The organism is Promicromonospora aerolata (assembly GCF_042682255.1).
Taxonomy (GTDB): Bacteria; Actinomycetota; Actinomycetes; order Actinomycetales; family Cellulomonadaceae; genus Promicromonospora; species Promicromonospora aerolata.
Genome location: NZ_JBHUHF010000001.1, coordinates 4035748 through 4058987, shown reverse-complemented (window position 1 = coordinate 4058987; position 23240 = coordinate 4035748). Strand labels below are relative to the sequence as shown.

At 70.4% G+C, this 23240-nt stretch carries 21 protein-coding genes; 8 read left to right on the top strand and 13 right to left on the bottom strand.

The features are described from left to right. Positions 1–16 precede the first annotated feature (16 nt). The 8 genes from ACFSL2_RS18085 to ACFSL2_RS18050 form a co-directional block, all read right to left on the bottom strand. Positions 17–943 carry an ABC transporter substrate-binding protein gene (locus tag ACFSL2_RS18085; RefSeq protein WP_377199167.1) on the bottom strand — a complete coding sequence of 309 codons (927 nt, stop codon included), beginning with the start codon at positions 941–943 and terminating at the stop codon, positions 17–19. A gap of 279 nt (positions 944–1222) precedes the next feature. Further along, the gene (locus tag ACFSL2_RS18080) at positions 1223–1399 is read right to left on the bottom strand and encodes a methionine/alanine import family NSS transporter small subunit (protein ID WP_377199166.1); all 177 of its coding nucleotides are present in this window, start codon (positions 1397–1399) and stop codon (positions 1223–1225) included. Beyond that, entirely contained in the window at positions 1396–2958 is a 1563-nt protein-coding gene (locus tag ACFSL2_RS18075) for a sodium-dependent transporter (RefSeq protein ID WP_377199165.1), read from the bottom strand. Before ACFSL2_RS18075 ends, ACFSL2_RS18080 begins: the two co-directional genes overlap by 4 nt. A gap of 76 nt (positions 2959–3034) precedes the next feature. Continuing rightward, positions 3035–4339, bottom strand: a complete 1305-nt coding sequence (locus ACFSL2_RS18070; RefSeq protein WP_377199164.1) for an FAD-binding protein — start codon at positions 4337–4339, stop codon at positions 3035–3037. A gap of 73 nt (positions 4340–4412) precedes the next feature. Continuing rightward, positions 4413–4793, bottom strand: coding sequence for an STAS domain-containing protein (locus ACFSL2_RS18065; protein WP_253878273.1), 381 nt, complete (start codon positions 4791–4793; stop codon positions 4413–4415). Positions 4794–5057: 264 nt separating this feature from the next. Then, complete coding sequence (locus ACFSL2_RS18060; RefSeq protein WP_377199163.1) at positions 5058–5525, bottom strand: aminoacyl-tRNA deacylase; 468 nt, start codon at positions 5523–5525, stop codon at positions 5058–5060. 87 nt (positions 5526–5612) lie between these two features. Further along, positions 5613–5942 carry a DUF2087 domain-containing protein gene (locus ACFSL2_RS18055; protein WP_377199162.1) on the bottom strand — a complete coding sequence of 110 codons (330 nt, stop codon included), beginning with the start codon at positions 5940–5942 and terminating at the stop codon, positions 5613–5615. An 11-nt stretch (positions 5943–5953) separates the two neighbouring features. Then, on the bottom strand, positions 5954–7996 hold the full coding sequence (locus ACFSL2_RS18050; RefSeq protein ID WP_377199161.1) for a D-alanyl-D-alanine carboxypeptidase family protein: 2043 nt from the start codon (positions 7994–7996) through the stop codon (positions 5954–5956). Positions 7997–8314: 318 nt separating this feature from the next. On the opposite strand from ACFSL2_RS18050, the gene ACFSL2_RS18045 reads away from it, so the two are divergent. Together ACFSL2_RS18045 and ACFSL2_RS18040 are read left to right on the top strand one after the other, a co-directional pair. Further along, positions 8315–8584 (top strand): hypothetical protein, encoded by a 270-nt coding sequence (locus ACFSL2_RS18045; protein ID WP_377199160.1) that lies wholly within the window; start codon positions 8315–8317, stop codon positions 8582–8584. 183 nt (positions 8585–8767) lie between these two features. After that, complete coding sequence (locus ACFSL2_RS18040) at positions 8768–9244, top strand: hypothetical protein (protein ID WP_377199159.1); 477 nt, start codon at positions 8768–8770, stop codon at positions 9242–9244. A 95-nt stretch (positions 9245–9339) separates the two neighbouring features. On the opposite strand, the gene ACFSL2_RS18035 is transcribed toward ACFSL2_RS18040, so the two are convergent. Continuing rightward, positions 9340–9930, bottom strand: a complete 591-nt coding sequence (locus ACFSL2_RS18035; protein WP_377199158.1) for a hypothetical protein — start codon at positions 9928–9930, stop codon at positions 9340–9342. Positions 9931–10086: 156 nt separating this feature from the next. On the opposite strand from ACFSL2_RS18035, the gene ACFSL2_RS18030 reads away from it, so the two are divergent. The 4 genes from ACFSL2_RS18030 (at position 10087) to ACFSL2_RS18015 (ending at position 16977) form a co-directional block, all read left to right on the top strand. Next, positions 10087–14772 (top strand): DUF3418 domain-containing protein, encoded by a 4686-nt coding sequence (locus ACFSL2_RS18030; RefSeq protein WP_377199157.1) that lies wholly within the window; start codon positions 10087–10089, stop codon positions 14770–14772. A gap of 104 nt (positions 14773–14876) precedes the next feature. After that, on the top strand, positions 14877–15071 hold the full coding sequence (locus ACFSL2_RS18025; RefSeq protein WP_377199156.1) for a PspC domain-containing protein: 195 nt from the start codon (positions 14877–14879) through the stop codon (positions 15069–15071). A 119-nt stretch (positions 15072–15190) separates the two neighbouring features. Then, complete coding sequence (locus ACFSL2_RS18020; RefSeq protein WP_377199155.1) at positions 15191–15382, top strand: PspC domain-containing protein; 192 nt, start codon at positions 15191–15193, stop codon at positions 15380–15382. Positions 15383–15537: 155 nt separating this feature from the next. Further along, on the top strand, positions 15538–16977 hold the full coding sequence (locus ACFSL2_RS18015) for an alpha-amylase (protein WP_377199154.1): 1440 nt from the start codon (positions 15538–15540) through the stop codon (positions 16975–16977). Positions 16978–17092: 115 nt separating this feature from the next. On the opposite strand, the gene ACFSL2_RS18010 is transcribed toward ACFSL2_RS18015, so the two are convergent. The 4 genes from ACFSL2_RS18010 to ACFSL2_RS17995 all read right to left on the bottom strand — a co-directional run bounded on the left by ACFSL2_RS18010 (position 17093) and on the right by ACFSL2_RS17995 (position 21264). Next, positions 17093–19504, bottom strand: coding sequence for an esterase-like activity of phytase family protein (locus ACFSL2_RS18010; protein ID WP_377199153.1), 2412 nt, complete (start codon positions 19502–19504; stop codon positions 17093–17095). A gap of 150 nt (positions 19505–19654) precedes the next feature. Beyond that, positions 19655–20881, bottom strand: coding sequence for a hypothetical protein (locus ACFSL2_RS18005; protein WP_377199152.1), 1227 nt, complete (start codon positions 20879–20881; stop codon positions 19655–19657). A gap of 27 nt (positions 20882–20908) precedes the next feature. Beyond that, on the bottom strand, positions 20909–21079 hold the full coding sequence (locus tag ACFSL2_RS18000; RefSeq protein WP_377199151.1) for a hypothetical protein: 171 nt from the start codon (positions 21077–21079) through the stop codon (positions 20909–20911). Further along, positions 21076–21264, bottom strand: a complete 189-nt coding sequence (locus ACFSL2_RS17995) for a hypothetical protein (RefSeq protein WP_377199150.1) — start codon at positions 21262–21264, stop codon at positions 21076–21078. The genes ACFSL2_RS18000 and ACFSL2_RS17995 overlap by 4 nt, the downstream gene beginning before the upstream one ends. 160 nt (positions 21265–21424) lie before the next feature. Here ACFSL2_RS17995 and ACFSL2_RS17990 point away from each other — a divergent pair, with 160 nt between their 5' ends. Beyond that, positions 21425–22726, top strand: a complete 1302-nt coding sequence (locus ACFSL2_RS17990) for an MFS transporter (protein WP_377199149.1) — start codon at positions 21425–21427, stop codon at positions 22724–22726. 105 nt (positions 22727–22831) lie between these two features. After that, positions 22832–23236 carry a hypothetical protein gene (locus ACFSL2_RS17985; protein WP_377199148.1) on the top strand — a complete coding sequence of 135 codons (405 nt, stop codon included), beginning with the start codon at positions 22832–22834 and terminating at the stop codon, positions 23234–23236. Positions 23237–23240: the final 4 nt, after the last annotated feature.

Here is a 23240-nt window from a genome sequence, read left to right as displayed (position 1 = left end):
AGTTCTGGGGCACGGCTCACTCTGCGGGGTTGAGCTCGGCCTCGTCGACGACGACGCCCTCGCTGCCCCAGCTCTCGAAGATCTCGTCGAGCGTGCCGTCGTCGATGAGCTTCTGCACGGCGGCCTGCACGGCACCGGTCAGGTCCTCGTCGTCCTGCGCGACGACGATGCCGTAGGGCGCCGCGTCATTGATCTCGCCGATGGTCTCGACCTCGCCGGACGTCTGCTCCACGGCGTAGGCGGTGATCGGCGAGTCGGCGTACATGGCCTGCAGCTTGCCGCCCACGAGGTTGGTGGTCACGTCGGCCTGCGACTCGTAGCGCACGACCTCGATGGGCTCCTCGCCGTCCTCCTCGCACGTCTTGGTGGCCTCGGTGAGCTCGTCGTCCTGGATGGTCGACGTCTGCACACCGATGGTGCTGCCGCAGAGGCTCTCGGGGTCGAAGTCCTCCGGGTTGTCGGCCGCGACGCCGAACTGCGAGCCCGCGACGGCGTAGCTGATCATGTTCGCCTCGGCGGTGCGGTCATCCGTGATGGTGAACGCCGAGATGCCCAGGTCGTACTTGGAGCCGATGGCGGGGATGATCCCGTCGAAGGGGGCCGACTGGACCTCGGCCTCCAAGCCGAGCACGGAGGCCACCGCGGCTACGGTGTCGATGTCGAACCCGACCGGTGTCTTGCCGTCGACGTCGATGAACTCAGCGGGCGCGTACGCCGTGTCGGAGCCGACGGACAGCGTGCCCTTGTCGGCGATCTCCTTGGGGAGCATCGCGGCGATCTCCTCGTCGACCTCCACGGTCGACGGGTCGAACGATGCCTCGGCGCTGGCCTCGTCGGTGGCGGCATCGCCGGTGGGCTGCTGCGACGCGTCGGTGCATGCGGTGAGGACAAGAGCAGCAGCGGTCAGTGCCGAGGCAGCGGTGAAGGCGGGAAGCCTGCGCATCAGGGGTCTCCTGGGTCGGATCGTTGGTGTGTCACGAGGCGGTACGACCCGGCAGATCTCCGTCGTCAGGGGAGCAGAGGACCCGACGGCGCACATGGCGCCTCGTGTGCGAGTCTCACCTAACCGTGACGTGCCGCTGACGTAAACCCGGAAGATCGAGACCGATGTCACATTGTGATGTATTGCGCATGTCGTGAACGTTTCACCCACGTCTGTGTGTGGTGACCTGCGTAAAGACCCCGGCAAGCCGGCCAGGAGGCCGACTTGCCGGGGTTCCGCTCACGTGTCGTGCTCGACCGGTGCGTCGGGCCGGTCCTCAGGACCGCCCTCGTGCTGCCAGCCGTCCGGCCAGTCGGTCCGTTCCGGGCGGCGTACGAGGGCCACGATGCTTGCCAGCAGCCCACCCCACACGACGATGAGCGAGACGACGAGCAGTGCGATTGCTTCGCTGGTCATGACTTACCTCCGAACCTGGGCCACGCATCGAACGCGTCGGGCTCGACGCGCCACCGCATGAGAGTGAGCAGTGCGGCGCCGACGACGAGCACGACGACGGTGCCCCACCCGGCGATGCCGAGGTACGCCTCCGCGTACCCCTCGTACCCGTCCTGGACGAGGCTGACGATGCGCGAGACGAGCATGTAGGTGAGCACCACGGGCCCGAGCACGATGATGCAGAAGGACCACCAGCGACCCACCCTGATCGTCGACACGGCGTTCAGGTGGAACCGCATCTCCCCGGAGCGCCGCAGCACCCAACCGATCACCACGGTGGTCGCCACCGCGGAGGCGACGATGCCGATGTTGTTGGCCCAGTTGTCGACGGTGTCGAGAGCGATCAGGCCCGTGGTGGTCGAGAAGCCGACCACCGAGAGCACCGCCGCCACCAGGCCGATGCGGATCGCGGCCTGCACGCGGGTCCAGCCGAACTTCTCCTGGAACGACGCCGAGACCACCTGCAGGATCGACAGCAGGGACGTGAACCCGGCCATCACGAGGGAGCCGAAGAACAGTGCCCCGAAGAGGCCTCCCGCCGGCATCTGGGACACGATCGCCGGGAACGTGACGAACGCGAGGATGGGTCCGGTGATCCCCTCGAGCTCGGCGATGGCCATCCCCTGCTGGTTCGCGAGGAAGCCCAGCGCGGCGAACACGCCGATGCCCGCGAACACCTCGAAGCCGGAGTTGGCGAACGCGACGACGAAGCCGGGCGACGTCAGGTTGGCGCGGCGCTTCCGGTAGGAGGCGTACGTGATCATGATTCCGAAGGCGATGGACAGCGAGAAGAAGATCTGTCCGTACGCGGCGATCCACACGTTCGGATCGGAGATCGCGCTCCAGTCGGGGGTGAACAGCGCGTTGAGGCCGTCGGCGGCGCCCGGCAGGAACAGCGCGCGCACGACCAGCGCGCCGAACGCGAGGAGCAGGAGCGGGATGAAGATGAAGTTGACCTTCTCCAGGCCCTTCGCGACGCCGGCGGCCAGCACCACGATCGTCGCCACCCACACCAGCACCAGCGGGATCAGGACGGCGGGCACGAAGTCGAGGGTGAACCAGGGGTCGGTTCCGCCGACGTCGGCCAGCTGGAGGTAGGTACCCGTGAAGAAGCCCGCGGTGTCGTCACCCCAGCGAAGGTCGAAGGAGTACACGAAGAAGCTGAGTGCCCAGGCGATGATCACCGCGTAGTAGATCGCGATCACGAAGCAGATCATCACCTGGAACCAGCCCAGGCCTTCCAGCCAGCGCTTCACCCGGCGGAAGGCCAACGGTGCCGCACCACGGAAGCGGTGCCCGATCGCATAGTCCAGGAACAGGATCGGGATGCCTGCCGTGAGTAGCGCCACCAGGTAGGGCACCATGAACGCGCCCCCACCGTTCTCGTATGCCACCCCCGGGAAGCGCCAGATGTTCCCAAGCCCGACAGCGGAGCCGATCGCGGACAGGATAAATCCCAGCTGTCCGCTGAATTGCTCACGCTTCTCGGGCTCCGCGGTAGTTCTCTGCGCGTCGCTCATACCCTGATCTTCTTGGGAATTCCCCCCGAATGGGAAATCGGCTCGCCGGGAACTTCACCAAAACTTCACCGCGGGGTCACTGCGAGGCTCGCCCGGCGAGCAGTTCACCCACGTATCCGCCGCGGAACTTGCCCGTCGGGTCGAGTCGCGTGGCCAGCTCCGCGAAGTCGTCGAACCGCGGGTACAGGCCCGGAAGGTCGGCCACGGGGACGGTGAAGAGCTTGCCCCAGTGCGGGCGCGCGCCGAGCGGCAGGAGCGCCGCCTCCAGCCCGGGCAGCACCGCCCGCACGGCCGGCCAGTCCTGCTTCCACGTGAAATGGAACGCCAGGCTGTCCTCGGGCGTGGTGCTGAGCCAGAGGTCGTCGCCGGCGATCGTCCGGATCTCCGACGTGAGCAGCAGAGGGCCGATCCGGTCGCCGAGAGCACGTACGGCACGTACGGCGTCCGGCCCCGCCGTGCGCGGCAGGAGGTACTCCGACTGCAGCTCCTCCCCCAGCGACGGCGTGAAGTCGAGCCGGAAATGCGGCAGCCGCTCGAACCACGGCCCGGGTACCCCGCCCTGCTCGGTGCATGCCACGGCGGCGACGTCGGGCAAGGGATGCATCGGCCCGGTGGCGGGTTGGGCGCCCAGGCCGGTCAACAGCTCGGCGGCCGGACCGCCGGCCGGACCCCCGGCCGCGCCCGCCGCGTCGGACGAACCGGTCGAGGCCTGCGACTTGCACCAGACCATGCGGACGTCGGGCTCGAACCAGCTGGTGAAGACGCTGACGGAGTACGCGCTGCCCATGACGGCGTCGAGGTTCTCGAACAGCGCGTCCCACGGCAGCCCGGTGAAGACGTCCTGGCGCACGTCGAACGTCGGCACGGTGGCCAGCTCGACCCGTGTCACGACGCCGAGGGCACCGAGCGCCACCACCGAGCCGGGGAAGTCGGCGTCGCCCCGGCGCAGGGTGAGCACCTCGCCGGCGGCGGTCATGAGCTCCACGCCGACGACGTCACCCGCCAGCGAGCGCGTCCCGTCACCCGAGCCATGGGTGCCGGTGGCGACGGCCCCGGCGACCGAGATGTGGGGCAGGGAGGCCATGGCGGCCACCGCACGGCCCTTCGCGTGCAGGTCCGCCACGACGTCGCCGTAGCGCAGACCGGCGCGCACCGAGGCGACCCCCGTCCCGGGGTCGACCTCGAGAGCCGGCCTGCCGTCGTCGAGCAGGTCGAGTTGTACGTGCACGCCCGTCGTGTCGGCGACGTCGCAGAACGAGTGGCGCGAGCCGAGAGCCCGGACGCGGGGCTCACCGGCGACGATGCCGGCGAGCTCCGCGAGGTTCCGGGGGCGCTCAATGCGCGCGGAGGAGTAGGTGAGGTTCGCTGCCCAGTTCTTCACCGGACAAGGGTGCCACTCCTTCGTCCGAGCCGGACCTGCGGCTCAGGGTGTGGGCCGAGGAACGAGGCGTCGCTCAAGCGCTGGCGGCGGCCTTGCGGACGACGGGGATCCGCTGACTGATACCGACCATGTCCAGGACCTCCATCACCACGGCGGACGGCTCACGAAGGAGGACGGGTGAACCCGTCTCCTCGCCGAGCACGAACACCTGCAGGATGAAGGCCACCCCGGAGGAGTCGATGAACGTGACATCCCGCGCGTCGACGATGACGGGCTCGGGATCGGGTCGTGCGGCGAGCGTGGCCATCGCCTCGCTCGCGTTCTCGCGCAGCAGCGCGTCGATGTCACCCCAGAGGGTCAGCACCGTGCCCTCGTAGGTGTTCCGGCAGGCGATGCCGGATCCCGGGCGTCCGGGAACCAGGTCCTGCGCTGAGTCTGACGGGAGAGGGTCCATGGGGTCATTCGCTCCGTCCTGCATTGGTCGAGCCTCGACTTCGCTAGACACTGACTTCTACACACTGACTTGCACTCTGACTTGGACGCTTCTTGGTGCTCTCTGACCGCCCCTTGATCGGGCTGGGCAAGAATTGCCTAGGGCGAGTGTTCACCCGACATGGGACTTCCGTCCACCCCCACGGCGTTACGGTCACGTTGCACGAAGGAGAACTACCGGCCTCCGCTTCCTTGCGGGCCTGCTCGGCGCCTGCCCGAGGTGCCCTCAGACAGGGTCGGTCACGTCCGCAACCGTGGCGTCGAGCGCCGCCGTGAGTTCCACGGCGTCGACCGTGGCGCCCACACCGTGAGCACCTCCGCCGATCGACACCGGCCCCGGCTCGCTGAGCCGGGAGTCCGCGACGACGGGCCACCTGTGGAACGACCCGAACGGGGTGATGGTTCCCCTCTCATAGCCCGTGACCTCGAAAGCCACCTCCTTGCTCGGCATCGACAGCCGTGAGACGCCCAGCAGGGCACGCAGCTTGGGCCACGAGATCTGCCGGTCACCGGGGACCAGCACGAAGAGGTAGTCCTCGTCCGCCCGGCGCACGACGATCGTCTTGATCAGCCTGGCCGGCTCGACCCCGCGGGCGGCTGCCGCCTCGGCGAGGCTCGCGACCTGGCCGTGCCGCGTCACCTCGAACGCGATGCCCGTCGCCTCGAGTGCCGCGACGGCACGTGCTTCACTCATGACATTTCCTATCCTGAAAATGCGAGTCTTCGTTGTCTCGCAATATGGTCAAGACATCGCCTCGGGGCAACTCGAGCCCCGGACGAGTCACCCGAGGTCGTGCTCGGTGCGTTCGGTACGCCAGTACTCGGCCCCGTCACGCGTCCGCTGCACCAGGCCCTGGTCCACCATCGCACGCCGTAGGCCGGCCGGGTCCTGGGTCAGCTCACGCAGCCGATCGGTGAGCTCACGCTCCGTCATCGGCTCCAGCAGCGTGGGCATCGCCTGGACCGCCAGGTACCGCGTCACGGCGATCTTGTCGCGCCACCGGCGCGGCATCGCCTCGAGGAGCCCGGAACGCAGGAAACGCCGAGGGTCCCCCGTGGACCCTACGGCGCCTGCGGTCGCCCGCTCGTGCGGCGTCTGCTCGACTGTCACGCGACCGCCCGTCAGTCCTCGGCCTGGTCGTCGACCGGCGCGAGCTCGTCGTCGCGAAGTGTCGCCGTCGGGCTGGACGATGCCGAGGAGGTCGGCGTGGGGTCCGGTTCGTCGGTCGGGCACGGGTCATCCGCGCTCTGCTCCTCCTCGGTGGCCGACACCGAGGCGTCGCTCGACGTGGCCTCGCCCTCGTCCGTGCACGCCGGGTCGGACGGCTCGGGAGATCCCGATGGCTCTTCGCTCGGCTCCTGCGAAGGTTCCTCGCTGGGCTCCTCGGACGGTTCCTCACTGGGCTCTTCCGACGGTTCCTCGCTCGGCTCCTCGGACGGTTCCTCACTGGGCTCTTCCGACGGTTCCTCGCTCGGCTCCTCGGACGGTTCCTCACTAGGCTCCTCCGACGGTTCCTCGCCGCCCGAACCGCCGTCTGCCGGCGGCTTCGACGCCCCATCGCCTGGCTTCGTCGGCTTCTTCGACGGCGGGTTGCCGCTCGGCTTGTCCGACGGCTTCTTCTCCGGCGCGCGCAGACCGTCCCCGGACTTGTCGTCCTTGCCGGACTTGCCGTCGCTCGGCTTGGGGTCGAGCGCCGGCTTGTAGCGGGGTGTCGTCGCATCGGTCGGCGACCAGGTACCGACGTCGGACGGGTCGATGGCACGGTTCGGGACGGAGCCCGCCGCGAAGAACTCGAAGTGCCACGGCTCCGGCTTGGAGCCACCGAGCCGGGCCCACGACGGGTTGTCCCAGCCGTAGTCCGGGCCGTGCACCCGCAGCCAGACGTACTCGGAGGAGTTGCCGCCTGCGATGGGGTTGCCCAGGTCCACCGCGATACCCCAGCCGTGGTTCGAGGTGCCAGGGATCGCCGCGAGGTGTGGCTTGGCGCTGGCCACTGCCACCTGGAGATCGTAGGACCGGTAGGAGTCGGTGATCGGGATCGGGTAGCCGAATTCCCTCTCGAACTGCTCGTTCAGCGCGGTGAACCGCTCCGCCGCGTCGCAGCGCAGCATGTGGCCGGGTGCGAAGTCGAGCGGGCACAGGACGTCGGCCGGGATCCGGCCGTTGGCGTACCCCGTGGTGGTGCCGCCGAACCTGCTCACGACGTCGAGCAGGTTCGCACGGAGCGAGAAGCCCCGGCGCTGCTCGGCCTTCTGGTCCTCGCCCTGCACCTCGACCAGCGCGTTGGGGACCGACGGGTCCAGCATGTTCGCGAGGCGCACCGCCGCGATGACCACCTCGTCGTAGGTGACGTAGCCGGCCTGCGGGTCGTCGTCGTGCGGGTCGATCACGGAGGTGCGCTCGTTCGACACCTGGACGGCGGGCGGGACCTCGTCCTCAAGCCCGGGCACCTCCGGGGTCTTCTCGCGCTCGGTGCCCGTGTCGTCCTGTTCGGTGTCGTCCTGCTCGGTGTCGTTGCGTTCGGTGTCGTTGCGTTCGGTGTCGTTGCGTTCGGTGTCGTTGCGTTCGGTGTCGTTGCGTTCGGTGTCGTTGCGTTCGGTGTCGCCCTCGCGCCTGTCGGCACCGCGCTTCTCACCGTCGCGCTTGTCGGCACCGCGCTTCTCACCGTCGCGCTTCTCGCCGTCGTCCGTGTCGGAACGCCCCGCGTCGTCGGCGGCCTGCTGGGACCCGCGCGCCACTGGTGCGTCCTCGATGCGCAGGCCCTCGTTGTTCTCGCCGAACGCCAGCTGCTGCATCTGATAGGTCGTGTAGAGCATGCCGAGCTCCGCGGCGGCCTGCGCGACGGCGGGGCTGAAGTCGGGCCCCTGCTCGTGCGCCTGCTCCTCGGCACGTTCGAGAACCGCCACGATCTGGCTCAGCGTGACGCCCTCCGGGGCGGTCTCCGCCTCGCCCACCGCGACGCTCTCGATGAGCCCGTAGAGCCGGATCGGCAGCTCGCCGTCGTTGCCGCCGGACGGGTGCGAGTCGGGAACACTCGCCGACGCGGTGAACAGCACGCCCGCGGCGATCACGGTGGCGACCACGCCGGTCCAGGCAGGACGGGCGAACCTGTGCAAACGGGTGCGGAAGCGCTGCGGAACGAGCTTCTTCGGCTGGTCGTTCACGCGTCGCCCCCTCGGTCGGTGCGCCATCTCATGGTGCGCAGTACGTGCCGTTTCGGATCCTTGCACAGGACTATCACGCCTAGGTGAACTCAAGTGGCGTAATTTTCAGCGCTCAGGTGAACCGCTCTCCCCCCAGGGAGAGCACAGGCCCTGGCATCGGGTGACGCACCACGACCCCAAGGGTAACGATTCGGGCGAACAACGCAATGAAGGCTTCCGGGTACATCTCGGATGATCCACACTGGCCCGCGTCCGTACGAGCGCACCCGCGCCCGCAGTCGAACGGCCGGAACAGTGGCCGTGAAAGGAACGTCCCTCATGACCGAGACCCCCACCGCGACCGCCGTCCCGGGCGCGGTCCAGGACCCGCAGGCGAACACCCTGGCCATCGTGGGCTTCATCCTCGCGTTCATCGCTCCCCCGATCGGGATCATCGTCTCGGCGATCGCCGTCTCGAAGGCCGGCAAGGCGGGCCTCGACAGCAAGCTCTCGAAGTGGGGCCTGGGTCTCTCGATCGTCTTCACGGTGCTGTACCTGGTGCTGGTCGGCGCCGGCGTCTATGCGGCGCTCGCCATCCCGACCATGTGACTCGAACCGGTCGAGGCGTCCGCGCGAACCCGGCCGCGTCGCCAGCAGCACAGAGGCTGCCGCTCCCGGAGCGGCGGCCTCTGCCGCTGGAGTGGCCGATACCGGCCTATCCAAGACCATTCGGATACACCACAATATGGCCTGACATTTCATAATGACCTGCAACCAGGGGAGCATGACCACATGACCACGCCCGACACCACGACTCCAGAGGCCACCGTCGACGAGAGCACGGCAGCGGCCGCCACCCAGGTCGTGGAGGCCGAGCCCGCAGCGTCGGAGGTGACGTCCGAGGTGCAGGCGGAGACCGAGGCCTCCAGCACGGCGGACCCCACCGAGGCCGTCACCGAGGCCGCGGTCGCCGTGGCCACCCCAGCGCCCGCCGAGACCGCCGTCGCCGCCCCGGGCGCCTCCGCGGAGGCCGCCGAGGAGGAGGACCCGCAGACCACGGTCTTCAGCCTCCTGACCTTCTTCCTCGCTGCGCTGCCGGTCATCGGCGTCGTGCTGAACGCGATCGCCGTCGCCCGCGCCGGCAAGGAGGGCTTCGACCTGTGGCTGGCCCGCTGGGGTCTCGCGCTGGCCATCATCGAGACCATCGGCGCCCTTGCCCTGGTCGGTCTCGGCTACTACCTGGGCATGCTGACCGCCGGCGCGGTCTGAGCCGGCCGAGGCGGCGCACCCGCCGCACACCCGCGAGCGTGTCAGAACCTCAGGTCACTCGAGTGACCTGAGGTTCTGACATGTTCCGGGGGCGGTTACTGCGGCTGGTCCGGGTGGCTGACCCGGACGTAGGAGAGTGCCGCGTAGAGCGCCTCTTCCGCGTCCCGAGCCGACTCGTAGGCGTCCTGGCAGGCGGCGTACCCGGCGCAGGCGAGGTCGAGCACGGCGATCGCGGCCTGGGAGGCTCCCTCGGCGCGGTCCGGGTCTCCGCCGCTGTCGATCGCCGGAAGCACTGCCGCGCGCTGCTGGGCGACGCGGAGGCTGGCGATACCCCCGGCATGCCGCGCTCGTCCGGACTCCAGGGCGGACGCGTAGGTGTCGAGCACCTCGGCCACGGCTCCGAAGCCGGGCGCACCGTCCCGCACGGTCCGCGCCCCTGCCCGGACCGCGACGGGATCGCCGTCGGGCAGGCGGCCCACCGCGGCGTCCCAGCCGGACGCCGTGACTCCCAGGTCGGCCAGCATGCTCGCGACCCGCTCCGGCGCACCACCGTGCTCGAACGCCTGCCGGGTACGGCTGAGACCGTTGATCCGGCCCTCGCACAGCTCGATCAGCTCGGCGAGCGTCATGTCGGCCCGTCGGCGACGGTCCGCCGCACCGGCGTCTACCTCCAGCTGCTCACGCATCTCGCTCCCTCTCTGGCATCCCCGCACGTCACAAGGATCTCGGCAGCCTAGGTCCGATCCGGAACCGACGACATGGGGAGCGATCCCCATGCTCGACAGCAGGCCGCCGCGTGATCGCAGCAAATCACCTTGCCGCGCCTGGGACAATGAGGGGTTGTGAGTACCGAGCCTTCTTCCGCCCCTGTGTCCGACGGCGATCGCGGCCGCCCGGGCGGAGGCCGGAACCGTCGCCGCGGGGCGGGCCGACAGACGGACAAGCAGAACCGCCGACCGCGCCGTACCGGGCCGCACCGTGTCTCGACCGCCCAGCTCGAGGCGGCCGCCGCCAAGCGAGCCGCCGTCGAGGTGCCGCCCATCACGTACCCGGCGCAGCTCCCTGTCTCGGCGCGCCGCGCGGACATCTCTGCGGCGATCCGCGACCACCAGGTGGTGATCGTGGCGGGCGAGACCGGCTCCGGCAAGACGACGCAGATCCCGAAGATCGCGCTCGACCTGGGCCGGGGCCGACAGGGCCAGATCGGCCACACGCAGCCCCGGCGGCTGGCGGCGCGCACGGTCGCCGAGCGCATCGCCGAGGAGCTCGGCACGCAGCTCGGTGGTGTGGTGGGGTACCAGGTCCGGTTCACCGACCAGTCCAGCGAGGACACGCTGGTCAAGGTCATGACCGACGGCATCCTGCTCGCGCAGATCCAGCGCGACCCGCAGCTGCTCGCCTACGACACGATCATCATCGACGAGGCACACGAGCGGTCGCTGAACATCGACTTCCTGCTCGGCTACCTGTCCCGGCTGCTTCCCCAGCGGCCCGACCTCAAGCTGATCATCACGTCGGCCACGATCGACTCCGAGCGGTTCGCCGCGCACTTCTCCCCCGCCGCCCTGGCACGCCGGGGCGGGGCACCGGACTACGTCACCGACGTACTCCCCGACCTCGCGCCGATCGTCGAGGTCTCCGGCCGCACGTTCCCCGTGGAGATCCGCTACCGCCCGCTGTCGCCGGACGAGAGCTCTGACACCGGTCCCGCCGCACGAGCCGAACCCGCCGAGACCGACCGACCCGGCCGGCAGGCGCCAGCGAAGAGCTCTCGACCCGGGCGGCCGGCGGCAGGACCCCGGTCCCCCAAGAACGCGCGCGAGGAGAAGGACCTCGTCACCGGCATCATCGAGGCCTGCGACGAGCTGTTGCGCGAGGGCAACGGCGACATCCTGGTGTTCCTCTCGGGCGAGCGCGAGATCCACGACACCGCCGACGGTCTCGCCGGCCACCTCAAGGAGCGCGCCCGGGACCCGAAACATCCGCAGCACGTCGAGATCCTGCCGCTGTACGCGCGGCTGTCGAGCGCGGAGCAGCACCGGGTCTTCCAGCAGCACTCCTCGCGGCGCATCGTGCTCGCCACCAACGTCGCCGAGACCTCGCTGACCGTCCCGGGGATCCACTACGTGGTCGACCCTGGCACGGCCCGCATCAGTCGCTACTCCAAGCAGACGAAGGTGCAGCGGCTCCCCATCGAGCCCGTGTCCCAGGCCTCCGCCAACCAGCGCAGCGGCCGGTCCGGCCGCGTCGCCGACGGCATCGCGATCCGCCTCTACTCGGAGGAGGACTTCGACGGCCGCCCGGAGTTCACCGAACCGGAGATCCTGCGGACGTCGCTCGCGTCGGTGCTGCTCCAGATGATCTCCGTCGGCGTGGTCGCCACGCCGGACGACGTCGCTCGCTTTCCCTTCGTCGAGCCCCCGGACACGCGCGCGATCCGCGACGGCGTCCAGCTGCTCACGGAGCTCGGCGCGCTGGAGACGGTCCCGACCGGCGAGAGCGGCTCGACAGGCGGGACCGTCACGCGGCTCACCGACGTCGGCCGCACGCTCGCCCAGCTCCCCATGGACCCCCGTCTGGCCCGCATGGTCATCGAGGGTTCCCGGCACGGCGTGGCCCGCGAGGTGGCGATCGTCGCGGCGGCGCTGTCCATCCAGGACCCGCGCGAACGCCCTGCCGAGCAGCGCGCGCAGGCCGACCAGCAGCACGCCCGGTTCGCCGATCCGCGCTCCGACTTCCTCACGTACCTCAATCTCTGGGAGTACGTGCGCGAGCAGCAGCACCTGCTGTCCGGCTCGGCGTTCCGCCGCCAGTGCAAGGCCGAGTACCTGAACTTCCTGCGCATCCGGGAGTGGCAGGACGTCGTGGCGCAGCTCCGCGAGATGTCGAAGCCCCTGGGCATCGAGATGTCGTTCCAGCCGCGTCGCCGCCCCACCGACCGACCCCGGATCTCGCCGGACGACGGCGACCGCGCGGCGGCAGAGGGCGCCGAGGCGGCGTCGTACCGGCAGACCTGGGACGACGACACGATCCACAGGTCACTCCTGGCCGGGCTGCTCTCGCAGCTCGGGATGCAGGACACCGGTGAGGTGAAGGCTTCGGCGGTGGCCCACCTGCGCGGGCAGCAGCGAGAGGTGGCGCTGAAGCGCGCCAAGAAGCAGGCCCGCAACGAGTACATCGGCGCCCGCGGGGCGCGGTTCGCCATCTTCCCCGGCTCGCCGCTGTCGAAGAAGCCGCCGGTGTGGATCATGGCGGGCGAGCTTGTCGAGACCAGCCGCCTGTGGGCCCGCGACGTGGCCCGCATCCAGCCCGAGTGGGCCGAGGATCTGGCCGGGCCGCTCGCCAAGCACACCTACTCGGACCCGCACTGGTCGTCCAAGCAGGGTGCGGCGATGTGCACCGAGAAGGTGCTGCTGTACGGGGTACCCATCGTGTCCGACCGTCGCGTGCTCTACGCCAAGGTCGACGCGGAGGCGGCGCGCGAGATGTTCGTGCGGCACGCGCTCGTGGAGGGCGACTGGACCACGCACCACCGGTTCTTCCACGACAACCGCGCGCTCCTGGAGGAGGCCGGCGAGCTCGAGGCCCGCTCCCGGCAGCGGGGCCTGGTCGCGGACGAGGACGACCTGTTCGCCTTCTACGACGAACGCGTCCCCGACTCGGTGGTGTCCGCCGCACACTTCGACCGCTGGTGGTCGCGTGCGCGCAAGGAGACGCCCGACCTGCTCACCTTCACGATGGAGCAGCTCGTCGGCGACGCGTCGGTCGACACCTCCGAGTTCCCGGGGGCGTGGCCCCAGGGTGAGCTCTCCCTGCCGCTCACCTACCAGTTCCAGCCCGGGTCCGACGCCGACGGCGTCACCATGCACATCCCGGTCGCCGTGCTCGCGCGCGTCGTGCCGGACGGGTTCGACTGGATGGTGCCGGGACTCCTCGAAGAGCTGACCATCGCGACCATCAAGTCACTGCCCAAGGCGGTGCGGCGCGAGCTGGTTCCGGCGCCCGACGTCGCGCGCGACGTCGTCGCCTGGATCCGCGCGGAGTGTCCGGCCTGGGAGGACATCATGCGTGCCGGCGACATGGCTGAGTCCTATGTCGCCGCGTTCACGCGGGCGGTCCGGGCCCTGCGCGACGTGGTGGTGCCACCGGAGGTCTGGGACGACGAGCGGGTCGCGCGCCTGCCCGGCCACCTCCGGATGACGTTCCGGGTGATCGAGGAGCGCGGGCGGGGCCGTGACGCGTCGTCGATCGTGCTGGACGAGTCGAAGGACCTGGTGCTGCTGCAGCGCAAGCTGGCGGGGCGGGCCGAGGCTGCTGTGCGGTCTGCTGTACGTGGTGCTGTGGGGGCTGCTCTGGCTGAGGCTCGGGCCGCTTCAGGGGTTTCCAGGGCTTCGGGGGAGGCGGGTGCGGCGGGCGAAGACCCGCGCGCGACACACTCACCCGCCCCAGGGGGCGCTCCGTTCGGGGATACGGTCGCGCGCGGGTCGTCGCCCGCCGCACCCTCCGTAGTGCCGTCACCTTCCGAGGTGGGGGCACGCGGCTCAGGTGCTGAGGGTGGTGTCGTCGGGGAGCAGAGCGGGCTTTCTTCTTGGCCTTCGGGGCTGCCTGACGGTGTGCTTCCGCTCTCCGTGTCTACCGATGTGGGGGCCGGGGTCGTCGTGCGCGGGTTCCCTGCGCTCGTGGAGGAGGCTGCTCCCAAGGTGAAGGGGCAGGCTCGGTCCATGGGGGTGGCCCTGCGGATCCTGGCGGACGAGACGCAGCGGGACACGCAGCATGCCGCCGGGGTGCGGCGGCTGTTGCTGTCCGAGGCCGCGCTGGGTACCGGGCGGATCACGTCGCGATGGACCGGGACGCAGTCGCTGACGATGGCGGCCTCGCCGTACTCGAACACGGAGGCTCTGGTCGCTGACCTGCAGCTGGCGGCCGTCGTCTCGCTGACCTCTGTCGGGGACTCGGCGCGCTACGACACTCCGCCCGGCGGACCCGACGCCGCGTCGATCCGTTCGGCCGCGGCCTACGCCGACGCGCTGGCGTTCGTGCGCCGGCACCTGGAGGACGAGGTGTACCGCGTCGTCGGGCACGTGGTGGCCGCACTGTCCGCGAGCCGGACGCTCGAGGCGGAGGTCCGCGCGTCGGGCAGCCTGGCACTGCTGAACACGCTGCAGGACCTCCGCGAGCACCGTGCGTCGCTGATCCACGACGGGTTCGTGTCCGCGACGCCGCCACGGCGGCTGCCGCACCTGGCCCGCTACCTGCGCGCGGACTCGCACCGCCTGACGAAGGCCGCGGACAACCCGGGACGCGACGCCGACCTCGCCTGGCGGATCGGCGACGTGACGGCCGCGTACGAGAAGGCGCTCGCCACGTACGCGGCGGGCTCTCCCGACGCCGCACGCGCCGCCGAGCTGGCCGACGTGCGCTGGATGCTCGAGGAGCTGCGGGTCTCGCTGTTCGCGCAGCAGCTCGGCACCGACGGCCCGGTCAGCGAGAAGCGCATCCGCAAGGTGCTGGCTCCGAACGGGTGGTGACACCCACCCGGGAGGCCGGACGTGCCACTCCTGGGGTTCGTTCAGGGACAGGCCAGGGGATCACCGGATACTTCGAGCGCCGCGTCCCGCGTAGCGTCGAGGACATGAGCACACCTCGACTCTTCCGGCCCCGTCAGGGGCGCATCATCGGCGGCGTCTGCGCCGGTATCGCCCGGCGATTCGGCTGGGACCCCACGGTCGTGCGGGTCGTCACCGTCGCCTCGATCCTCATCCCCGGACCCCAGGTCCTGGCCTACCTGATCTGCTGGGTCTTCATCCCGAACGAGCGCACCGCCTGACTGCCGCAGCCGCCACCGTCGGCGCGGATCTCACCCTGAGAGCTCCCCGGGCAGGATCAGGGACCGACCGGGGCATCACCGGATACCCTCGTGCCGCCGACGTACGTACCGTCGATGACATGAGCACAGAGACACTTTCCCGCCCGCGCCGGGGGCGCATGATCGCCGGCGTCTGCGCCGGCGTCGCCCGCCGATTCGGCTGGGACCCCACTCTGGTGCGGGTCCTCACCGTCGCGTCCTTCCTCATCCCCGGACCGCAGTTCCTCGCGTACATCGCGTTCTGGATCCTCATGCCGAACGACCCCGAGTAGCGCGGCGCCCACTTCCGACACGCCAGGACCCGGAACTTTCACCCGGGGGGGCCTGGCGTGTCGTCGTACGTTTCTGCAAGGCTTGCAGCAAGATCCGGAAAAGGGCGTGCAACGCCGCACGCACCCCAGCCGGGACAACGCCGCAAGGAGCCGCAATGACGCGCCGTCCGAACGTGCCCCGACGCCTGCTCGCCACCCTGACGACCTTCGCCACAGCTCTCACCCTCGGCCTGGTGGCGACCACGGCCACGCCCACCGCCGAGCCCGCCCGTGCCGCGACCCCGGTGCACGGCGACGGAGACGTCATCCTCAACCTGTTCCAGTGGACCTGGGACTCGGTCGCCGCGGAGTGTGCCGACGTGGTCGGCCCGGCCGGGTTCGGCTACGTGCAGGTCTCTCCGCCGATGGAGCACGTCCGCGGCTCCCAGTGGTGGACGTCCTACCAACCGGTCAGCTACCGGATCGACTCGAAGCTCGGAACCCGCGCCGAGTTCGCGAACATGGTCGCCACCTGCGACGCGGCCGGCGTCGGTGTGATCGCCGATGCCGTCGTCAACCACATGGCTGGGGCCGGCCAGTCGGGGACCGGAGTGGCCGGCACCGCGTACTCGGACGACAACTTCACCGGCACGTACGGCGCACAGGACTTCAACGACTGCCGCACCGATATCGCGGACTACACGAACCGCTACGAGGTCCAGCACTGCCGTCTGGTCGCGCTGCAGGATCTCCGCACGGGCTCCGACTACGTCCGCGGCAGGCTCGCCGCCTACCTCGACGACCTGGTCGCGCTCGGCGTCGACGGGTTCCGGATCGACGCCGCGAAGCACATCCCGGCGTCAGACCTCGAAGCGATCAAGGCGCGGATGAGCAATCCGGACGTGTACTGGGTGCACGAGGTGATCGGCGCCGCCGGCGAGCCGATCCAGCCGTCCGAGTACCTGGGCAGCGGCGACTCGCACGAGTTCGACTACGCGCGGCAGCTCAAGCACGACTTCGACGGACAGATCAAGAACCTGCGGTTCATCGGCGACGGCAAGCTGCCGTCCGAACGGGCCGGCGTCTTCGTGGCCAACCACGACACCGAGCGCAACGGCGAGTCCATGAACTACCGGTGGGGCGCCAAGTACGTCCTGGCCAACACGTTCCTGCTGTCCTGGCCGTACGGCTCCCCCACCGTGTACTCGGGCTACCGGTTCTCGGACACCGACGCGGGCGCACCCGGCGCCACGTCGACCACCGTCGCCGACGCGACCTGCGGCGTCGGGCAATGGACCTGCACCCAGCGCTGGACCGAGATCCGCGGCATGGTCAGGTTCCACAACGTGGTGGCCGGCACCCCGGTCACGAACTGGTGGGACGACGGCGGCAACCTGGTCACCTACGGCCGGGGCGACCGGGGGTACGTGGTGCTGAACAACACGGCGTCCACGGTGCAGCGCTCGTTCCGGACTCCGCTCCCCGCCGGCACGTACTGCGACGTCGTCGCGGCCGCGGACTGCTCGGTGACGAGGACCGTCAACGGCGACGGCTGGTTCACGGCATCGGTACCGGCCTACGGTGCGCTGGCGATCCACGTGGGTGCACGAGGCTGAGCGCGTCGCCCGGGGGCGACAACACGCCTGCGGGGTGGGTTGCGCTGGGTAGACCGTGTCTACTCAGCGCAACCCACCCCGCAGGTCTGTGGTTGCCGTGAGATGCCAACCGCACTCAGTGGAACAGCTTGCGCGCCTTGCCCAGGTCGAGGAAGACGGTCTCCCCCGTCGCGTCGTCGACGCCGTCGTTGTCCGTCACCGCGTACACGCGGCCGTCGCCACCGATCGTGAGGCCCTCGAGCTTCTCCTGCGTCCAGCCGTTGGTCGCACGCAGCGCGGGCAGGACGTCGATCGCGAGCTCCTTGTCGAGCACCGGGACCTGCCCCGGGCGCGGATCGCGCTCCGGGAGGTCGACCGTGTAGACGGCCTTCAGCGCCGCCGCCGGACCGTTGAGCTTGTCCCGCTCGATCACGGCGAGCGTGTCGCGGTCCACCACCGTCACCTCGGACAGGCCCACCCAGTCACCGTCGGCGGTCGGCGCGGACAGCGGGTAGCCGAACCAGGTCCACTCGCCGGTCGCCACGTCGTAGCGACCGATGCGCGCGTAGCCACCCACGCCGGCATCGCTGGTCAGGCCGCGCTGGAGCGCGACGAACAGGTGCTCGCCCGTGCGGTCCACGGTCCCGGTCACGCCCTCGATGCCCCACTTGCCCAGGCCGGCGACGACGTCGTCGGGCAGGCTCACACGCTCCTGCACGTGGCCCGACGCCGACACACGCACCAGCGCGTTCTCCGGTCCGGTAGCACCCTCGACGCCGAGCCAGAAACCGCCCGCCCTGCCCTTGACCGACGGCCTGGCCCAGATGCCCTCGGCGTCCAGGCCGACGGGCTCGCCGCCCTCCGTGAGGACGATCTCGCGGTCGATCACGGCAGGAGCGGCCTTCTTGCCCCGCTGGCCGGCGGTCGAGACGGAGAGGATCGACGTCGGCGACATGGCCGCGTCAGTCACGGTCCACAGGTGGTCGCGCCTCGTCGGGTCGGCCGAGAGCGCACCGAGCGCGGTCCAGCCGATCGGCCTGGCCACCCCTGCCGAGGTGCGCACGTCGGCGGACACGATCGACGGGAAGGCGGGCGTGCCTGCCGCACGCCGGTAGCCGTTCCCCTTGCCGAACACGGAGACGGAGGCCCGGACGCCGTCCTCGGCCGAGTCCTCTTCGGAGGAGACGACGAGCAGGTTCCGCGACGGTACCGGCAGGAGCCCTTCCGGACCGTTGGTCGTGGCCAGGACCTGCACGAACCGCGGGGAAGCCGGGTCGGACACGTCGTAGACGGCCACGAAGTTGGACCGCTCGGAGCCCACGAACGCGTACCGGACGCCATCGAGCGTCGCGACCGCGAGGCCCTCGATCTCCACGCCCTTCTTGCCGGCACGGTCATCGTTGTGCAGACCCACGCGGACGGCGAGCTCCTCGAGGTCGGTGCCCGCGTCCCACACGACGTCGCCCGTCGTGGAGTCGAACACCGTCCAACCGCGCGTACCGCCCTTCCAGTCGCCCTCGTTCGCGGTGGCGACGTGCTCGTCGTCCACCCAGCCGATCGCATCGGGCTCGCGCGGAACCGCCTCGATCGAACCGGTCTGGTCGATGGCACCGTCGTCGTCGACGTCCACGCCCTCCAGCGCGACGTCGCCGGCCGAGAACACGCTCTCGAGCGCGCCGGAAACGACGTCGAGCACCGCGACGCCGTTGTTCTCCTGGAGCGTCACCGCGACCTTGGTGTCGGACGGGTTGATCGCCACGTACTCCGGCTCGACGTCCTGCGGGGTGTCGAGGCCGGCCGCGGCGAGTGCCGCGACGTCGAGCGTGACGGGGCGGGTCTGCCAGGTCTCCGGGTCGGTACCCGCGAGATCGACGAACTGCAGGAATCCGGCGGGCGCCTGCGGGAGGTCACCCTCCTCGCCCGCGCCGGTGTCGGCGAGCACGTCCTCGTCGCGCTGGTTCTCCATGGCGATCACGGCCCGGGTGCCGTCGTGCGTGATCGCGATCGAGTCGGGCTGGCCACCCAGGTCGATCGAGCGCACGCGGGTGCGGGTGGCGAGGTCGACGACGTCGAGGCGGCCGGACGGCGCGGTGAACGACGTCGAGCTGTCGACCACGACGAGCACGTGATGACCGACGACGGCGACCGACGTCGGCTCGTCGTGCTCCGAACCGAGCTCGGCGAGCGAGAGCGAGCCGAGGCCCTGGGGCGCATCCGGGTCGCTGATGTCGAGGAACCCGATGCGGCGCGCGGCGGCGTCTGTGTGGACGAGGGTGTTGCCGTCCTCGCTGACGGCGGAGATCTCGGCGACCGTCTCGTCCTCGGGGTCGGTGCCGGCGGGGGCGTTCTGGAAGACGGGGTAGGTGGCGAGCCGGTGGAAGGTCTCGTGGTGCTTGGCCGAGCCGGGGCCGAACGTGCTCGCCGAGAACCCGCTCGTCGAGCTCGTCGAGACCTGGTGGCCGACAGCGGATGCCGGGAACGCGCTCAGCCCCAGTGCGAGGGCGGCGCCGGAAGCGATGAATGCCGCGTGGCGGCGGTTGGGGGACACGCTGCGCACGCTGGCCTCATCGGGTGGCGACCCGGCTGACCCGAGATGTCGGCAGGGCGACCTCGAGGTGAACTTCCCTACGGGCGCGCGGCGTGGGAGGCAGGTCTCGCACCCGCGCGTCGACCCGAGCCCTGCTCCGGCGTGCCGGGGTCAGAGGACGCGGAGACCTGCCTCCGCGGCCTGTCGGCGCAGCTCGCCGACCGCCGTGCAGGTGAACGGCACCTGGGAGTCGTCGTCGAGCACGAGCCAGTGCCGACGCGACGCGAGGGCGCGCGGCTCTCCGCTGATCAGCGCGCGCGCCGTCGCCTCGAGGCCGCCAACGCGCACCCTGCCGCCATCGTGCAGCTCGATCCGGGTCTTGCCTGGTGGAACGGAGGTCGGTCCGGGAGGAGGCACGTCGTCGGACAGCACGTGTACCGCGAGACCGGGGCCGCCTGATCGGGCAGCCAGGTCCCTGACCAGGAACGAGCCGTAGATCAGAAGGGCCGGGACCGCGACGATCCCCACGCCGGCCACTACCTCCGTGGTGGTGATACCGGACCGGGCCCGGACCGCGAGCACGAGGACGCCCGCGAAGGCCACCGGAAGCATGCGGAGCCCGTGCCGACGCCAGCTCGCTCCGGATCCGGCGCGTGGCTCGTCCTGCCCGCGCAGCACCCGCCAACCGGTCCAGCGGCGCACGTCGTCGTTCTCGAGCGCGATCAGCGCCATCCCGTCACCGAAGCGCCACCAGGCCCGAGCGGTGGCGAACAGCGCGGTCAGGAACACGGGCACCGCGGCGGGGAGCAGCACGGCAGTGCCCGCGAGGTCGTCCTGGTCAAGGGCGATCACGACGAGGAGCAGTCCCACGGCGAGGACCACGGGATAGAAGCACGCCCGGAGGAAGTCGAGAAACCCGTCGACGCCACCGTGGGAACGGAATCCGAAGGTGTTGACGAGCTCGGCGCGGTCCCGGGTGCGATAGACGCTCTGGTTCTCGGGATCGGTGCCCCACTCCGACGACGTGCCGCGCTCGGGCAGCGCCAGGACGTCGGGTCTGCGGATGGCTCGCGACCAGGCGTGACGCAGTCTTCGCGCTCGCGCCCAGTCGCGGCGGTACCAGAACCACCAGACCAGGGTGCCGAGCACGAGCGCCGCACCGACGACGAGCGCCGCGGTGTCCGCTTCTTCCCCCGCGCTACCGCCCCCGAGCAGCACCACGAGCGGTGCCGTCGCCATGTTCAGGCCGACGACGGTGAGCAGCAGCATCCCCAGCCCGGCCACGAGCCGCCGTGCGCCGGAGTCCTTCTTCTCGGCCCGGCCCAGGTTCACCGCCGCCAGGTCGTGCCAGTCGCCGAACGTCGCCGGGAGCGGCACCTCGTCGGGAAAGGGGGGCAAGGGCCGTCGCGTTCTCCTCGCCATCGATCAGGCCTCCGACGGCGGGGCACTCGCCCCGTTCGTCGGCGGACCGGAGGCAGGCTCGTACTCGGCCGCCTGGTAGACGAACCCGGAGAGATCCACCCAGTCATCGGGGACGCGGGTGCTCAGCGTCCAGCGCGTCGGGTTGTCGGCCTCGGCCGAGGTCGGGACCGTCACCGGGCCTCCTGGTTCTCGAGAGTGTTGGCAAGCAGCGCGCCGTCGCCGTCCCGCTTGACGTTCCACCCCATGTTCATGGCACCCAGCGGGTTGGTCACGATCCAGGTGGCTTGGTCGATGGTGACGTCCAGCGCGCGCCAGCCTAGCTCGGCGGTCGTGGCGATCGACCCACCCCTGGCCGCCATGCTGAAGAAGCCGGGGAACGCGGCGAAGACCGCCCCTGCACCGAGGGCGGTACCGATGGCCCCGACGATGACCCTGTCCCAGTACTCGTCCTGCTCGGCCTCGGTGGCGTCGTCCCCGGGTAGCCCTACCCATGTCCGGCGGCCCCACTACTGTGAGCGAGTGACGGTCCTTGCAGAACTACGTGCGCTGCTGCGCCTACCCGGGTTCCGCAAGCTGTTCGCGGTGCGCCTGGTGTCCCAGGCCGGCGACGGCATGTTCCAGGTAGGCCTCGCCAACCTGCTGTTCTTCAGCCCGGAGTCGCAGGGGTCGGCGGCGGCGATCGCCGGTGCGTTCGCCATCATGCTCGCTCCCTTCACGCTGGTCGGTCCGTTCGCGGGCGTGTTCCTGGACCGGTGGCAGCGGCGGCAGGTGCTGGTGATCGGCAACGCCGTCCGCGTGCTGATCACCGGCACGATGGCCGTACTCATGCTCACGCAGGGCGTCACGCCCGCTATCTACGTGCTGGGGCTCGCGGCCCTGAGCGTGAACCGGTTCCTCCTTGCCGGCCTCTCGGCGGGCCTGCCCCGTGTGGTCCAGGGCGACCTGCTGCTCACGGCGAACGCCCTCACACCGACGCTCGGTGCGGGGGCGGCCTTCCTCGGTGGCGGCCTGAGCTTCGTGCTGGGCTTCGCGATGCCGGCCGGCCGCATCCAGGACGCGACGGCCCTGACCTGCGCCTGCATCGTCATGGGCTGCGCCTCGCTGCTGGGGCTACGGATGTCTCGCACGCTGCTGGGCCCGGTGCGGCCCGCCGTGGGCTCCATCCGCAACGAGGTGGTCGTCGTGGCCCGCGGCCTGGTCGACGGCGCCCGGTACCTGGCCGCCCGCCGCACCCCCGGCCAGGCGCTGCTGGTGATGGCGATGCACCGCTTCCTGTACGGGGTGGTGTTCATCGCGTCGATCCTGATGTCCCGCAATCTCCTGGCCGAGCCGGGCGACCGCACCGCGGGCCTCGCCACGTTCGCCACCGTGATCGGCGCCACGGGTGTCGGTGGTGGGCTCGCGATCCTGCTCACCGCCGTGCTGGCACGCCGCATGGCCCCGCAGTCCTGGATAGCCGTCATGCTGCTCGTGGCCGGGGCGTCCCAGCTGATCCTCGTGCCCGAGCCCGGCGTCGTCGCGGTGGTCACGGCGGCCGCGTTGCTCGGACTCGCGGCGCAGGGCGCGAAGATCGCCGTCGACACCATCGTGCAGCGCGACTCCGAGGATGCCTACCGAGGCCGCGCGTTCGCCTTCTACGACGTCCTCTACAACGCGGCCTTCGTGGGCGCGGCCGCCCTGGCGGCCTTCCTCGTGCCCGACGCCGGATGGTCGCCAGGACTCTTCGCCGCCCTGTCCGTGGGGTACCTGGCGGCAGCGATCCTGTTCGGCATGCGAGGCGCACGCACGGCGGCGCTGGCGAGGCAGTCCCCCAACGGGTGAATTTGTGGATGAGGTCCGGTCCCTGGAGCCGATCATGTCTGATTTGCGTGCAGAACGGTGCAAGGATTGAGACAACTTATCTACAGGGACTGGAGGTATCCGCTCATGTCCGACGCACCCGCCGTCACCCCCACACCCAACTGGGGCGAGGTGTTCCCCTGGTTCCGCGAGGTCATGGCCGAAGACGACGCCTGGTACGTCGGTCGGGTCGACACCAAGACCGACGTCGGCACCGCCCGCCTTGCCGAGGCCGCCGTGACACGACTCAAATCGCTGCCCGTCGGCCGCCTCTTCCCCGCAGTGCGGCGGGTAGAGCGCCTCGACGACCTCGGCTGGCCCAAGCACCGACTCCTCAACGCCCTGCACCGTGGCGGCTGCTTCACCGGGGACGACCTGTCCTACATGGTGATCGCCGAGATGCTCTCGTGGGAGTCCGTCGGCCCGATCATCGTCAAGCAGATCCTCGAGGTCGTCGCGCTCGAGGAGATCCGGGTCAGCTCCGCGAAGTAAGGGC

What these genes read in the sequence shown, in the direction of transcription:
- ACFSL2_RS18060 (WP_377199163.1), bottom strand. Translation starts at nt 5,525, where the DNA reads ATGAGTGAAGCACGTGCCGTCGCGGCACTCGAGGCGACGGGCATCGCG.
- ACFSL2_RS18015 (WP_377199154.1), top strand. Translation starts at nt 15,538, where the DNA reads ATGACGCGCCGTCCGAACGTGCCCCGACGCCTGCTCGCCACCCTGACG.
- ACFSL2_RS18075 (WP_377199165.1), bottom strand. Translation starts at nt 2,958, where the DNA reads ATGAGCGACGCGCAGAGAACTACCGCGGAGCCCGAGAAGCGTGAGCAA.
- ACFSL2_RS17985 (WP_377199148.1), top strand. Translation starts at nt 22,832, where the DNA reads ATGTCCGACGCACCCGCCGTCACCCCCACACCCAACTGGGGCGAGGTG.
- ACFSL2_RS18065 (WP_253878273.1), bottom strand. Translation starts at nt 4,793, where the DNA reads ATGGACCCTCTCCCGTCAGACTCAGCGCAGGACCTGGTTCCCGGACGC.
- ACFSL2_RS17995 (WP_377199150.1), bottom strand. Translation starts at nt 21,264, where the DNA reads ATGGCGGCCAGGGGTGGGTCGATCGCCACGACCGCCGAGCTAGGCTGG.
- ACFSL2_RS18045 (WP_377199160.1), top strand. Translation starts at nt 8,315, where the DNA reads ATGACCGAGACCCCCACCGCGACCGCCGTCCCGGGCGCGGTCCAGGAC.
- ACFSL2_RS18020 (WP_377199155.1), top strand. Translation starts at nt 15,191, where the DNA reads ATGAGCACAGAGACACTTTCCCGCCCGCGCCGGGGGCGCATGATCGCC.
- ACFSL2_RS18025 (WP_377199156.1), top strand. Translation starts at nt 14,877, where the DNA reads ATGAGCACACCTCGACTCTTCCGGCCCCGTCAGGGGCGCATCATCGGC.
- ACFSL2_RS18040 (WP_377199159.1), top strand. Translation starts at nt 8,768, where the DNA reads ATGACCACGCCCGACACCACGACTCCAGAGGCCACCGTCGACGAGAGC.
- ACFSL2_RS18080 (WP_377199166.1), bottom strand. Translation starts at nt 1,399, where the DNA reads ATGACCAGCGAAGCAATCGCACTGCTCGTCGTCTCGCTCATCGTCGTG.
- ACFSL2_RS18085 (WP_377199167.1), bottom strand. Translation starts at nt 943, where the DNA reads ATGCGCAGGCTTCCCGCCTTCACCGCTGCCTCGGCACTGACCGCTGCT.
- ACFSL2_RS18035 (WP_377199158.1), bottom strand. Translation starts at nt 9,930, where the DNA reads ATGCGTGAGCAGCTGGAGGTAGACGCCGGTGCGGCGGACCGTCGCCGA.